At 65.1% G+C, this 14,258-nt stretch carries 10 protein-coding genes; 9 read left to right on the forward strand and 1 reads right to left on the reverse strand.

Annotated features, from left to right (window positions below):
- Positions 1-8 precede the first annotated feature (8 nt).
- Entirely contained in the window at positions 9-914 is a 906-nt protein-coding gene (locus tag N7573_RS11115) for a ScpA family protein (RefSeq protein ID WP_006456456.1), read from the reverse strand.
- A 375-nt stretch (positions 915-1,289) separates the two neighbouring features.
- On the opposite strand from N7573_RS11115, the gene N7573_RS11120 reads away from it, so the two are divergent.
- From N7573_RS11120 to N7573_RS11160, 9 genes are all read left to right on the forward strand, one after another.
- Positions 1,290-1,589: a YciI family protein gene (locus N7573_RS11120; RefSeq protein ID WP_032129789.1), complete on the forward strand. Its 300-nt coding sequence runs from the start codon at positions 1,290-1,292 to the stop codon at positions 1,587-1,589.
- A 20-nt stretch (positions 1,590-1,609) separates the two neighbouring features.
- Positions 1,610-1,861 carry a BolA family protein gene (locus tag N7573_RS11125; protein ID WP_032129775.1) on the forward strand — a complete coding sequence of 84 codons (252 nt, stop codon included), beginning with the start codon at positions 1,610-1,612 and terminating at the stop codon, positions 1,859-1,861.
- Positions 1,862-2,010: 149 nt separating this feature from the next.
- Entirely contained in the window at positions 2,011-3,048 is a 1,038-nt protein-coding gene (locus tag N7573_RS11130) for a LacI family DNA-binding transcriptional regulator (protein WP_032129774.1), read from the forward strand.
- 76 nt (positions 3,049-3,124) lie between these two features.
- Positions 3,125-6,181 carry a TonB-dependent receptor gene (locus N7573_RS11135; protein WP_032129773.1) on the forward strand — a complete coding sequence of 1,019 codons (3,057 nt, stop codon included), beginning with the start codon at positions 3,125-3,127 and terminating at the stop codon, positions 6,179-6,181.
- A gap of 250 nt (positions 6,182-6,431) precedes the next feature.
- A complete protein-coding gene (locus tag N7573_RS11140; RefSeq protein WP_032129772.1) occupies positions 6,432-8,036 on the forward strand; it encodes a glucoamylase family protein in 1,605 nt (534 codons plus the stop codon).
- Between the two features lie 4 nt (positions 8,037-8,040).
- On the forward strand, positions 8,041-9,381 hold the full coding sequence (locus N7573_RS11145; protein ID WP_279912777.1) for a sugar ABC transporter substrate-binding protein: 1,341 nt from the start codon (positions 8,041-8,043) through the stop codon (positions 9,379-9,381).
- Entirely contained in the window at positions 9,378-10,259 is an 882-nt protein-coding gene (locus N7573_RS11150; RefSeq protein WP_032129770.1) for a sugar ABC transporter permease, read from the forward strand. The genes N7573_RS11145 and N7573_RS11150 overlap by 4 nt, the downstream gene beginning before the upstream one ends.
- Complete coding sequence (locus N7573_RS11155) at positions 10,256-11,092, forward strand: carbohydrate ABC transporter permease (protein ID WP_006378064.1); 837 nt, start codon at positions 10,256-10,258, stop codon at positions 11,090-11,092. Before N7573_RS11150 ends, N7573_RS11155 begins: the two co-directional genes overlap by 4 nt.
- A complete protein-coding gene (locus tag N7573_RS11160) occupies positions 11,089-14,256 on the forward strand; it encodes a discoidin domain-containing protein (protein WP_279912776.1) in 3,168 nt (1,055 codons plus the stop codon). The genes N7573_RS11155 and N7573_RS11160 overlap by 4 nt, the downstream gene beginning before the upstream one ends.
- The last annotated feature ends 2 nt before the right edge of the window (positions 14,257-14,258 follow it).

Here is a 14,258-nt window from a genome sequence, read left to right on the forward strand (position 1 = left end):
GTCAGCGCTCACTCGTCTGCATTGGCGGCGTCGTTGTCGTCGAACTCGCTGCTGAACTGCAGCGGGGCGTTGGTGTTGCCGGCGGCCAGCGATTTCACGTAGATCGGCGCCAGCGGTTCTTCCTGGACGATGTCCAGCAGCTGTTCCTTGGCCAGTTCCAGCACCGCCAGGAACGTGACCAGCACGCCCAGCTTGCCTTCTTCGGCCGTGAACAAGCCTTCAAAACGATAGAACTTGCCATCTTCCAGGCGTCCCAGCACTTCGCCCATGCGTTGCCGCACGCTCAGTGCCTCACGCTTGATGGCGTGGCCGCTGAACAGCTCGGCGCGCTTGAGCACGTCGTGCAGCGCCAGCAGCATCTCCTTCAGGTCCACCGGCGGCGGCAGCTTCACCGTAGCGCGTTCGGGCATGAAGGCATGGGCCAGGCTGGTGTCGCGGTCCTGGCGGGGCAGGGCGTCGATGTCCTCGGCGGCCTGCTTGAAACGTTCGTATTCCTGCAGCCGGCGCACCAGCTCGGCGCGCGGGTCGGCTTCATCGCCTTCCTCGCTGACCGGGCGCGGCAGCAGCATGCGCGACTTCACCTCGGCCAGGATCGCGGCCATCACCAGGTACTCGGCGGCCAGCTCGAAGCGCAGCTCGCGCATCACGGTGATGTATTCCACATACTGCCGGGTGATCTCGGCGACGGGAATGTCCAGGACATCTAGGTTCTGGCGGCGGATCAGGTACAGCAGCAGGTCCAGCGGGCCTTCGAAGGCATCCAGGATGACTTCCAGCGCGTCCGGCGGAATGTACAGGTCCTGCGGAATCTGCAGGACCGGTTGCCCATGCACCACGGCCAGCGGCATTTCCTGCTGCTGGGGGGCGGGCGGCCGGGTTGGCGGGTTCGCGTCGAGCGCGAGTTCGGAAGTCATCTAATGGACATCAGGATTGCAACGGACCAGTCGCGGCACCGGGTTCGCCGGGCCAACGCCACGGAGCCCCAGGGCACCAGACACGCCGGGATCGGCGCGATTCCACACATATCAAACAGCAGGACGCGCCGCAGGAAACGGCAGCGACGGAACTACGGGGAGGTCGTCTACGTGGCCCGGCCAGGTGGTCCGGTTTGAAGCAGCGGGACGGTCGTCGGGGGCTGCGTTGGCCGCAAAAACCGACGGGCTGCTGCATCCAGCCACGTGCAATGGAGTCTAGGGTAAGCCTTTGTTGCGCCAGTGTCCAGCCGGGCCGGGGCAGGGGCCGCATTGGCTAGAATCTGCGGACCCGACAACGCAAGCGAGGAAATGCCGGTGTGGTATGTGATCGAAGGGTATGACGGCCAGGATGTGCTGGCGCAGCGGCTGCAGGCGCGGCCGGAACACCTGGCGCGGTTGCACGCGCTGCGCGACGAGGGACGCCTGCTGCTGGCCGGCCCCTGCCCGGCGGTGGACAGTGAAGACCCCGGCCCGGCCGGTTTCAGCGGCTCGGTGGTGATCGCGCAGTTCGAGTCGCTGCTGCAGGCCCAGGCCTGGGCCGACGCCGACCCGTACGTGGCCGCCGGCGTCTACACCCGCGTGCAGGTGCGACCGTTCCGGAAGGTGTTGCCGTGAACGCGGAACGGATCTCGCGAATGCGTGATGCGCTGCAGCATGCGCTGGCGCCGAGCGTGCTCGAGATCGAGGACGACAGCCATCGCCACGCCGGCCATGCCGGTGCGCGCGATGGCCGCGGCCATTTCAACGTACATGTGGTCAGTGAACGCTTCGCCGGACTGGGCCCGCTGGCCCGGCATCGCGCGGTGTACGCCGCGCTGGGGACGATGATGGAGACCGATATCCACGCGTTGTCCATCCGCGCGCAGACCCCGTCAGAACAGGGCTGAGCCCTTGTCCCACGCTGTCCTGGCGGGTCCCTGCGGGGGCTCGCTGCAGACAGATTTCCATGTCCATTTCGGGACATTCGCCTAACGGACTGTTTACAAGCCCAGATGGAAACGCTTACATTCCGCGCCAATGCTGGTAGGTCCAAGCCGTGGAGGGCGGCTTCGTGAACAAGGCAGCTATCACAATCAAAGACGTCGCTCGCGAAGCCCGGGTCTCCGTGGCCACGGTTTCCCGCGCGCTCAACGGGCATGAAAATGTCGCCGAACCGGTCCGCCAGCTTGTGCTGGAGGTGGCCGCACGGCTGCGTTACACCCCGCACGCCGCCGCCCGCAGCCTGAGCAGCCGCCGCACCAATACGGTGGGCGTGGTACTGCCTGACCTGTACGGCGAATTCTTCTCCGAACTGATGCGTGGCATCGACAATGTCGCCCGTAGCCGTCGCCAGCACCTGCTGGTGTCCAGCTACCACGGTGACCAGGAGCAGCAGGGCGCGGCCCTGCGCGCCATGCGCGGCCGCGTCGACGGCCTGTTGGTGCTCTCGCCCTATGCCGAGAGCCCCGGTTTCCTGACCGACAACCTGCCGCAGTCGTTGCCGACGGTGTTGATCAACACCTATCTGCCCGGGCAGGACCACCCGGTGCTGAGCATCGACGACCATGCCGGTGCGATGGCGATGACCCGCCATCTGCTTGACGCCGGCCACCGTCGTATCGCTTTCATTTCTGGCCCGGATCTCAACTTCGACGCGCGCGAGCGCCTGCGCGGCTTCCGTGACGCGCTGGCGGCTTTTGGCGGTGGCGCCGAGGGCATCGAGCTGCCCGGTGATTTCGACGAAGCTTCCGGCCATCGCGCCGGTCAGGAGTTGCTGGCAGCCGGAGCGCTGCCTGATGCCGTGTTCGCCGCCAACGACATGATGGCCCTGGGATGCCTGTATGCATTCACGCAGGCCGGTGTCCGTGTTCCGACCGATGTCGCCCTGGCGGGTTTCGATGACATTCCACTGGCGCGTTTCGTCCACCCGTCGCTGACCACCATGCAGGTCAGCATCGCCGAGCTCGGCGACCGGGCCATGACGCGCCTGCTGCAGTTGATGGACGGCACCTCCACGGACGGGACAGGGGACAAGCAGACCCTGGTTCCCCGCTTGATAGTTCGCGATTCCACCACTCCGCCATCGGGCCATTGAAGCCAGAGGCGTTCCTTCTTTTTTGATTGATCGCAGGGACCGCGCGAGCGGTTACCGCCACCCGGAGATTGAGTTGATGATGCACACCACCTTCCGCACGCCGGCGCGCCGGCTGCTGAGCACCGCACTGGTCAGCTGCCTGATGCTGGCTGCTGCTCCGAACGTCATGGCGCAGTCGGCCAATGCCAGCCTGCGCGGCCAGGTATCCGGCGCCCAGGCCGGTTCTGAAGTCACCGCTACCAACGTGGCCACCGGCACCGTCCGTCGCGGCACCGTCCGTGCCGATGGCAGCTACTCGCTGATGGGCCTGGACCCGGGCACCTACGACGTGGTCGCCAATGGCCAGACCCAGAAGGTCACCGTCACCGTGGCCTCGACCGCCACCCTGAACTTCGCCGGTGCCGCCAGCAGTACCCCGGGTTCGACCGCGGCCACCAACCTGGACACCGTCAACGTTGTCGCGCCGACCCTGCTGCAGGAAGTGCGCACGTCCGAAGTCGGCAAGACCGTCAGCCTGCAGCAGATCCAGACCACGCCGCAGGTCTCGCGCAACTTCCTGGAATTCGCCGACGCGGTGCCGGGCCTGATCTTCACCCGTGATGCCAAGGGCAACACTTCGCTGCGCGGCGGTGCCACCAATGCAGACGGCACCAACGTCTACATCGACGGCGTGGGCCAGAAGAGCTACGTGAAGGGCGGCGGCGTGGCGGGCCAGTCCGGCAGCGCCGGCAATCCGTTCCCGCAGCTGGCCATTGGCGAGTACAAGGTCATCAGCGGCAACTACAAGGCCGAGTACGGCCAGGTCTCCAGTGCTGCCGTCACCGCTGCGACCAAGTCGGGTACCAACGAGTTCAAGGGCGAAGCCTTCTACCGTTACACCAACGACAGCATGCGCGCGATGACCCCGGCCGAACGCCAGCCGAACAAGGGCAAGGAGGATTCGGCGGAGAAGGAATACGGCTTCGCGCTGGGTGGCCCGATCATCCAGGACAAGGCCCACTTCTTCGTGACCTACGAAGCCAAGCGCTTCGACCTGCCGGTGACCATCGCGCCGGATGGTGCGGTCACAGGTGCTGCCGGTCTGCTGCCGGCCATCGGCGCCGCTGGCCTTGGTCCGGCCAGCCAGCCGTTCCAGCAGGACCTGATCTTCGCCAAGATCGACTTCGAGCCGACCGACAATGATCGCATCGAGCTGACCTTCCAGGACCGCGACGAAACCCAGTCGCAGTTCAGTGGCCAGACCTCGCCGGAGGCCGGTCGTGAGGTGGTCAACACCGACCGTCGTTACGCGCTGCGCTGGAACCACAGCGGTGAGCGCTACTACAACGAATTGATGGTTACTCACGAAGATTCGTTCAACAATCCGAACCCGCTGACTCTGGCCAACGGCATCACCTACACCGCGCCGGACGGTCCCGAAGACCGCACCGTGGTGAAGATCGGTGGCGCATCGGCGCTGGATTCGCAGGTGAAGGGCCAGAAGGGCTGGTCGATCGAAGACAACCTGACTCTGGATGGCATCCAGTGGGCTGGCGACCACACCATCAAGATGGGCGTGAAGTACAAGCAGATCGATCTGTACGCTTCCGATGCGGCACAGATCAACCCGACCTTCACCTACTCCCTGGGCGATCCGGACTTCCCTGATTCGATTCCGTACAAGGCGCAGTTCGTCAAGCCGGTGACCGGCGTGTCGGGGGTGTCCGGCGAAGTCCGTTCGAAGTCCAAGCAGTACGGCGTGTTCATCCAGGACGACTGGCAGGTCAACGACCACCTGCAGCTGAACATCGGCCTGCGCTGGGACTACGAAAAGACTCCGACCTACCTGAACTTCGTAACCCCGCAGCAGGTGGTCGACGCCATCTATTCGCAGGATCCGCGTGCGCCTGCCGGCCAGACCTACGCCGATTCGCTGGCGCTGGGCGGCCTGGACATCAGCGACTACATCAGCAACGGTCATAACCGCAAAGCGTTCAAGGATGCCTGGCAGCCGCGCCTGGGCTTCTCGTATGACATCAATGCCGACGAGCAGCACGTGATCCACGGTGGTGCCGGCCGTTCCTACGACCGTGACCTGTTCGACAACCTGCAGCTGGAAACCACCAAGCTGGCCCTGCCGCAGCCGACCATCTACTTCCGCAACCCCAACACCGGCACCTGCATCAACGGCCAGGCCGCCTGCTACAACTGGGATCCGAACCTGCTCAACGGCATCGGCAACCTGCAGTCGCTGGTCGGTGCGACCAGCAATGCCGGTCTGGAAGTCGATCTGTTGAACAACAAGCTGAAGGCGCCGTATTCGGACCAGTTCAGCCTGGGTATGAGCAACCGGATCGGCGAGTGGCTGACCGATGCCACCATCGCACGTACCCTGAGCTACGACGGTTTCGCCTTCACGCTGGGCAACCGTTACCCGACCGGCCAGTTCTTCGATGACCCGCGCCTGTGTGGCGGCACCGATCCGGGCCTGAGCCAGGCGTGGAGCTGCAACGTGCCGGGCTTCGGCAGCCTGATCATTGGCCAGCAGGGCATCAAGACCCGTGCAACCCAGGTCCTGCTGTCGGCGCAGAAGCCGTTCACCAAGGAAAGCGGCTGGGGCACCTCGATCGCCTACACCTGGACCACCGCCCGCCACAACCGCGACATCAACGAGAAGTACGCGTTTGACCGCGGCCTGATCGGTGACTATCCGACCATCCGCTCCAACGGCGCGCCGCGCCACCGCCTGGTGGTGACCGGTTCGTACGCGGGCTTCTGGGGCATCACCTTCGGCGGCAAGATCACCCTGGCAACCCCGACTGCCGTCAACGACTGGTATCCGGTGATGCAGGCCAGCGGCTACACCCTGCCGACCCCGCAGGCAGCCGTGCCCAATGCCACCGGCAAGTTCCTGGTGGGTGGCAAGATCTTCGGCTACCGTTCGGTGGACCTGCAGGCGACGAAGACGTTCAAGATGCCGGGCGATACCGAGCTGTACGCGCGTATCGACATCATCAACGTGTTCAACTTCGACAACTTCTCCACCTACAACTACGTCAAGACCAACGGCAAGCTGCAGGCCAGCTACAACGAGACCGGCGAAATCATCGGTACTCCGCGCCAGATCAAGGCCGAAGTGGGCTTCCGCTTCTAAGCCCGGATGTAGATGCACGACCCCGATGCCGCCGGTTCGCCGGCGGCATCGGCAGGAAGAAAAAAGGCAATGGCCGGCCCTGTGCCGGTCCATTGCCCATGCCGCTGCCGGCCAGGTGGCAGCGGCATGGGCAATGATCGCGGTGTCAAACCACGTTTTTCGTGGTTTTTTCAGAACGCATCTTGTAAACGATTTCAGATCATTGGACGGTATGCTTTCCCATCGATCAGACCACCGGAGAAATCGCGCCATGCAGGCACGCCATCTGTTGTCCGCCGCGGCGTTGAGCCTGGCCGTTGCTGCCTGCCAGCCGGCCCAGCAGGAGCCTGCCAAGCCGCGGCCGCCGGTGATCCTGATCGAGGCCGACGCACCGCCGCGGCCGATGAAGCCGGTGCTGCCGCCGCTGTTCGATGACATCGAGCGCCGTACCTTCCAGTTCTTCTGGGATACCACCAACGAGATCAACGGCCTGACCCCGGACCGCTATCCGTCGCGGCCGTTCGCCAGCATCGCCTCGGTCGGCTTCGCGCTGACCGCCTATCCGATCGGCATCGAGAACGGCTGGGTCAGCCGCAACCAGGCGATCGACCGCACCCTGACCACGCTGAAGTTCTTCCGCGACGTGCCGATGGGCCCGCAGCGCACCGGCAAGGCCGGCTACAAGGGCTTCTACTACCACTTCCTGGACATGCAGGAGGGGCGTCGCTACGACAGCTGGGTTGAACTGTCCTCGGTGGATACCGCGCTGTTGATGATGGGCGTGCTGTTCGCGCAGTCGTACTACGACGGTGACGATCCGCGCGAGAAGGAGATCCGCCAGATCGCCGACACGTTGTACAAGAAGGTCGACTGGCCGTGGCTGCAGCAGCGTGCGCCGCTGATCTCGATGGGCTGGTTCCCGGAGAGCGGCTTCATCGACCACGACTGGATGGGCTACAACGAGGCGATGATGGTCTACATCCTCGCCCTGGGTTCGCCGACGCACCCGGTCAGCCCGGATGCGTGGACGGTGTGGACGCGCACCTACGACAACGACTGGGGCGTCTACCAGGGCCAGGAATACCTGTCGTTCGGCCCGCTGTTCGGCCACCAGTACAGCCATGTCTGGATCGACTTCCGCGACATCCAGGACGCGTACATGCGCGAGCGCGGCAGCACCTACTTCCTCAACAGCCGCTCGGCTGCGCTGGCCCAGCGCGAGTACGCCATCGCCAACCCGATGCAGTGGAAGGACTATGGCGAGAACGTATGGGGCCTGACCGCCAGCGACGGCCCGCAGAACACCACCCAGGAGTACCGCGGCGAGCAGCGCCAGTTCCGCCACTACTCCTCGCGCGGCGCCGGCCTGCGCGAGAACTTCGATGACGGCACCATTGCCCCCACCGCCGCGATCGCCTCGGTGGTGTTCGCGCCCGAGCAGGTGATCCCGGCCACGCTGGAAATGCACAAGCGCTACGGCGACTACATCTATTCCAGCTACGGTTTCCTGGATTCGTTCAACCCCAGCTTCAACTACGACATCCCGATCAAGACTGGCCGCCTGGTGCCGGATCGCGGCTGGGTCGCCAGCGATTACATCGCCATCGACCAGGGCCCGATCCTGACCATGATCGCCAACTACCGCGATGACTTCGTCTGGGAAGTGATGAAGAAGAACCCGTACATCCGCAAGGGCCTGGAACGGGCCGGGTTCAGCGGTGGCTGGCTGGCACCGGAAGGTTCGTTCCAGCCGCTGGAACTGCAGAAAGACGAAAAGGCCGCGGCGGCACGCGCGGTGGGTATCGCCGAATCACGCGCGGCTGCCGCGCAGGAACAGAAGAACAATGCCAACCGCAATACAGGCCAGGGCAAGTAACCCGATGCCGAACTGGATCGACCGCCTGCGCCGCTGGGCGCTGTCTGCCCTGGCCGTATTGGCCGTGGCCGGCTGCGCCCGAACCGAACCGGGCACCACCACCGTGCGCTTCTGGGCGATGGGCCGCGAAGCCGAGGTGGTCAGCGAGCTGATCCATGAATTCGAGGCCGAGAATCCGGGCATCAAGGTGGATGTGCAGAACATTCCGTGGACCGCCGCGCACGAGAAGCTGCTGACCGCGTTCGCCGCGGACGGCCTGCCGGACGTGTGCCAGCTGGGCAACACCTGGGTGCCGGAGTTCGCCGAACTGGACGCGCTGACGCCGCTGCAGCCGTTCGTGCAGCGCTCCACCGTGGTCGACCCGAAGGACTATTTCCGGGGCATCTGGGATACCAATGTGATCCACGGCGAACTGGTAGGCGTGCCGTGGTATGTCGATACCCGCCTGATCTACTACCGCAAGGACCTGCTGGCCAAGGCCGGCTACGACCACCCGCCGCGCACCTGGCAGGAGTGGGACGAGCAGATGGCGGCGATCAAGCGCATGCAGGGCCCGAACCGCTATGCGGTGCTGATGCCGATCAACGAGTTCGAGCAGCAGCTTTCGCTGGCACTGCAGCAGCCTGATCCGTTGCTGCGCGACGACGACACCCGCGGCAATTTCGCCAGCCCGGGCTTCCGTCGCACGCTGGCCTTCTACGCCAACATGTTCGAGCAGGGCTGGGCGCCGAAGATGTCCGAGACGCAGATCTCCAACGTCTGGGATGAGTTCTTCCGCGGCTTCAACGTGTTCTACATTTCCGGCCCCTGGAACATCCGCGAGTTCAAGAAGCTGCAGCCGAAGGAACTGGAAGGGCAGTGGGGTACGGCCGCGCTGCCGGGTCCGGACGGCCCGGGCGCCGGTATTGCCGGTGGTACCAGCCTGGTGATCTTCCGCAAGTCGCAGCAGAAGGAGGCGTCGTGGAAGCTGATCGAGTTCCTGTCGCGACCCGAAATCCAGGCGCGCTTCCATTCGATCATCGGCGACCTGCCGCCGCGCCGCAGTACCTGGAACGCGCCGTCGCTGGCCAACGATCCGCTGGCCGCTGCGTTCCGTGACCAGCTGGAGCGGGTCAAGCCGACGCCGAAGGTGCTTGAGTGGGAGCGCATCGTGCAGGAAATGCGCATCGTCACCGAGAAGGTGGTGCGTGGTGGCCTGGCGCAGGACAAGGCCGTGGAAGAGCTGGACCAGCGCGTGGACAAGGTGTTGGCCAAGCGCCGCTGGATGCATGAACAACAACGCCTGCAGCAGCGCGTGCCGTCGCCGCAATCGAGCAGTGCCGTGGCCGCCGGGAGCGCGCAATGAAACGTACCTCGCTTGCCGGCTGGGTTTTCGCCGGTCCCTCGCTGATCGTGCTGGGCATGTTCTTCGGCCTGCCGGTCGCCTCGGCGCTGGCGCTGAGCGTGACCGATTTCGACCTGTATGCCTTGGCCGACAGCAGCAACCTGCGCTTCGTCGGCCTCGGCAACTACATCGATCTGCTGCAGACGCCGATGTTCTGGAAGTCGCTGTGGAACACCACCTACTTCGTGTTGATCGGCGTGCCCTTGTCGATCGGTGTGTCGCTGGGCGCAGCCATGCTGCTGAATGCGCCCGCCGCGCGTTTCAAGGCGCTGTTCCGCACCGCGCTGTTCGCGCCGGTGGTGACCACACTGGTGGCGGTGGCGGTGATCTGGCGCTATCTGTTCCATACCAGCTACGGCCTGGTGAACTACGGCTTGGGTCACCTGGGCATCAGCCCGATCGACTGGCTGGGCGATCCCAACTGGGCGATGCCGACCATCATGCTGTTCGCAGTGTGGAAGAACTTCGGCTACAACATGGTGATCTTCCTGGCCGGCCTGCAGGCCATCCCGCATGACCTGTACGAGGCCGCCCGCATCGACGGTGCCTCGCGCTGGAAGCAGTTCCTGCACATCACCCTGCCGATGCTCGGCCCGGTGCTGCTGGTGGTCGGCGTGATCACCGTGTCCGGCTACTTCCAGCTGTTCGCCGAACCGTATGTGATGACCCGCGGCGACCCACTGCAGAGCACCGTCAGCGTGCTGTATTTCATGTTCGAGGAAGGCTTCAAGTGGTGGAACCTGGGACGCGCCTCCGCGGTGGCGTTCCTGCTGTTCCTGATCATCCTTGCGGTGACCACCGTGATGCTGCGTTTCGGCCGCAAGAGGCAGTTGGTATGAGTCGTGAAATCGGCCAGTCACGCTGGTACCCGTGGTTGATCAATGGTGCGTTGCTGGTGCTGGCCCTGGTCAGCCTGGCACCGCTGCTGTGGATGCTCTCGGTTTCGTTCATGCCACAGGGCGAGGCGACCCATTTCCCGCCGCCGCTGCTGCCGTCCAGCATCACCACGCGCAACTACCATGAGTTGTTCGCGCGCACCGGCATGGGCGGCAACTTCGCCAACAGCCTGCTGGTGTCGGTCGGCATCACCCTGGGTTCGCTGCTGCTCAACACCATGGCCGGCTATGCCTTCGCCAAGCTGAACTTCGTCGGCCGCGAGCGCCTGTTCCAGGTGCTGATGGCGGCGCTGGTGATTCCGGCCCAGGTGGCGATGCTGCCGCTGTTCCTGCTGATGAAGCAGCTCGGTCTGGTCAACAGTTTCGGCGGCGTGATCGTGCCGGCGCTGGCCAGCGTGTTCGGCATCTTCCTGGTGCGCCAGTACGCGCGTTCCATTCCGGACGAACTGCTGGAAGCGGCCCGCATCGACGGGGCAGGGGAGCTGCGGATCTTCTTCCAGATCGTGCTGCCGATGCTCAAGCCGGTGCTGGTGACCCTGGCGATCTTCACCTTCATGGGCGCATGGAACGATTTCATGTGGCCGTTGATCGTGTTGACCGACCAGGAGCACTACACTTTGCCGGTGGCGCTGGCCACCCTCTCGCGCGAGCACATCATGGACGTGGAAATGATGATGGCCGGCGCGGTGGTCACCGTGGTTCCGGTGCTGGCGCTGTTCCTGGTGCTGCAGCGGTACTACATCCAAGGTCTGTTGCTGGGGAGCGTCAAAGGATGAAGCGAGCGATCGCCGTTGGACTGGGCCTGTTGTGGACCTCCCTGGCGATCGCCGCACCACCGGCGCTGCCGGCACCGAAGGTGCTGGACGACTTCGACGACATCGCAGCCTGGAAGCTGGTGCTGTCCGACCAGGTCAGCGGTTCGCTGCGGCCGGTCAGCGGCGCCGGTGGTGGCCGCGCGCTGTGCCTGGACTATGACTTCCACGATGTCTCCGGTTACGTCGGCATCCGCCGCGCGCTGAACATCGACTACCCGGTCAATTACCGTTTCGGTTTCCAGCTGCGCGGTGATTCACCGGGCAACGACCTGCAGTTCAAGCTGATCGATGCCAGCGGCGACAACGTCTGGTGGGTCAATCGTCCCGGCTACAGTTTCCCCAAGGCGTGGACGCCGGTCGAGTATCGCCGACGCCAGATCGACAAGGCGTGGGGGCCGTCGGCCGAGAAAGAAATGGCACGCAGCGCTGCGGTCGAGTTCACGATCTACAGCAAGGTCGGCGGCCGCGGCACAGTGTGCTTCGACAAGCTGACCCTGCAGGGCCTGCCAGCCCAGGATGACTCGGCGCTGGTGCCGTCGGTGATCGCCGATACCGCCACCGCGCTGCAGGACCGCATGATCGACGGCAAGAGCGATACGTTCTGGATCAGCGGTGGCGTCAAGCAACAGACGATCAGCCTGGACCTGCACAAGAGCCGCGAGATCGGTGGTGCGGTGATCGACTGGCTGCCGAACCTGGAAGCCCGCCGCTACACCGTGCGCACCTCCGAGGATGGCCGCGACTGGCGCACCGTGCGCGAAGTCACCAGTGGTGCCGGTGGCCGCGACTGGCTGGCGCTGCCGGACACCGATGCGCGCTACGTGCGCTTCGATCTGCAGGACGGCCCGAACTGGCGCTACGGCATCCGCGACATCGCGCTCAAGCCGCTGGCCTTTGCTTCCACCCCGAACGCATTCCTGTCCTCGGTCGCCGTCGACCTGCCACGGGGCTCGCTGCCTCGTGCCTATGTGGGCGAGCAGCCGTACTGGACCCTGCTCGGCCTTGATGGTGGCCAGGAACAGGCATTGATCAGCGAGGATGGCGCACTGGAGCCGGCCAAGGGCAGCTTCAGCATCGAGCCGTTCATCCGCCTCGATGGCAAGCTGCTGGACTGGTCGAAGGTGGCCATCACCCAGTCGCTGCAGGATCACTACCTGCCGATCGCCAACGTCGACTGGGTGCATGAGAAGGTCGGCCTGGCAGTGACCAGCTTCGTGCAGGGTACGCCGGAGCGCGCGCAGCTGATCGGCCGCTACCGCCTGAGCAATCCGGACAAGGTCGCGCACGAGTACACCCTGGCGCTGGCGATCCGCCCGTGGCAGGTCAACCCGCCCACCCAGTTCCTCAACACCGTCGGTGGTTTCAGCCGCATCGATGCACTGGATGTGGGTGAGCAGCTGGTGCGGGTCAACGGTGAGCCGCGCATCTACCCGCTGCAGGTGCCGGACGCGCGCTTTGCCAGTACGTTCGACGGCAAGCTTGATGCGATGCATCTGGAAAGCGGCACGTACCCGGCGACCACAGCGGTGAAGGACAGTACCGGCATGGCGTCGGGTGCGCTGATGTACACGATCAAGCTGGAGCCCGGCCAGAGCCGTGAAGTGGCGGTGGTGCTGCCACAGACCGGTGACTGGGCACCGCAGGCGCTGGACGTGGCCAAGGCGCAGGCGCAGGTGGCCGAGCAGTGGCGCAAGAAGCTGGGCGTGGTCTCGCTGCAGGTGCCGGCTGCGGGCCAGGCGCTGGTGGATACCCTGCGCACCGCGGTCGCGCACATGCTGATCTCGCGCGTCGGCCCACGCCTGCAGCCGGGCACGCGTTCGTATGCGCGCAGCTGGATCCGCGACGGCGCGATGATTTCCGAGGGCCTGCTGCGCATGGGCCGCAGTGATGCGGTGCGCGACTACATCAACTGGTATGCGCCGTATCAGTTCGAGAACGGCAAGGTGCCGTGCTGCGTCGATGCCCGCGGCAGCGACCCGGTGCCGGAGAACGACAGCCATGGCGAGTTGATCTACAGCATCGCCGAGTACGGGCGCTACACCGGCGACAGCACTTTCACCGAGCTGATGTGGCCGCATGTGCAGGGCGCCTACGGCTACATGGAGCAGCTGCGCGCCAGCGAGCGCACCGAGGAGAACCGCGCACGCAACCCGGCCTTCTACGGCATGATGCCGGCCTCGATCAGCCACGAAGGCTATTCGGCCAAGCCGATGCACTCGTACTGGGACAACTTCTGGGCACTGCGCGGCTACAAGGACGCGGCCCTGCTGGCGACCCAGCTGGGCAAGGTCGAGGCGATGCAGATCGCCGAGTCGCGCGACCAGTTCCGGGATGATCTGCAGGCCTCGCTGCTGTCGGCGATGCAGCAGCACAACATCGACTACCTGCCGGGCTCGGCCGAGCTGGGTGACTTCGACGCGACGTCGACGACCATCGCGCTGGCCCCGGGCGGCGAACAGGGCAGGTTGCCGCAGCAGGCGCTGGAGGCGACCTTCGAACGCTACTGGAACGAGTTCGTTGCCCGTCGCGACGGCAAGCGCGAGTGGAAGGACTACACCCCGTACGAGTGGCGCAACGTGGCCGCGTTCGTGCGCCTGGGCTGGCGCGATCGCGCTTGGCAGGCCACCGAGTTCTTCTTCAAGGACCGCGCACCGCAGGCCTGGAACCAGTGGGCCGAAGTGGTTTCGCGCACGCCGCGCAGGCCGTTCTTCGTCGGTGACCTGCCGCATGCCTGGGTGGCCTCGGACTTCGTGCGCTCGGCCTTGGACATGTTCGCCTACAACCGCGACATGGACGAGTCACTGGTGCTGGCCGCCGGCGTACCGACCGCGTGGCTGCAGGGCGAGGGCATCGCCGTGCAAGGCCTGCGTACGCCGCAGGGCCAGCTCAACTACCGCCTGCAGCGCAGCGACAAACAGCTGGTGCTGGAGGTGCAGCCGGGCCTGGTGCCACCGGTGGGAGGCGTGGTGCTGCCGTGGCCATACGCCGGTGAACCGGGCGAGGCGAGTATCAACGGCGAAGCAGCCGAGTGGGTCAACAAGGAACTGCACGTGCACCAGCTGCCGGCGCGGGTTGAGATCGACATACCGAGCGCAGTGCGCCGCGCCGAGCGCAAGGGGCAGTAACG

Origin of the sequence: Stenotrophomonas sp. GD04054 (genome assembly GCF_029836955.1) — a bacterium.
GTDB lineage: Bacteria > Pseudomonadota > Gammaproteobacteria > Xanthomonadales > Xanthomonadaceae > Stenotrophomonas > Stenotrophomonas maltophilia_A.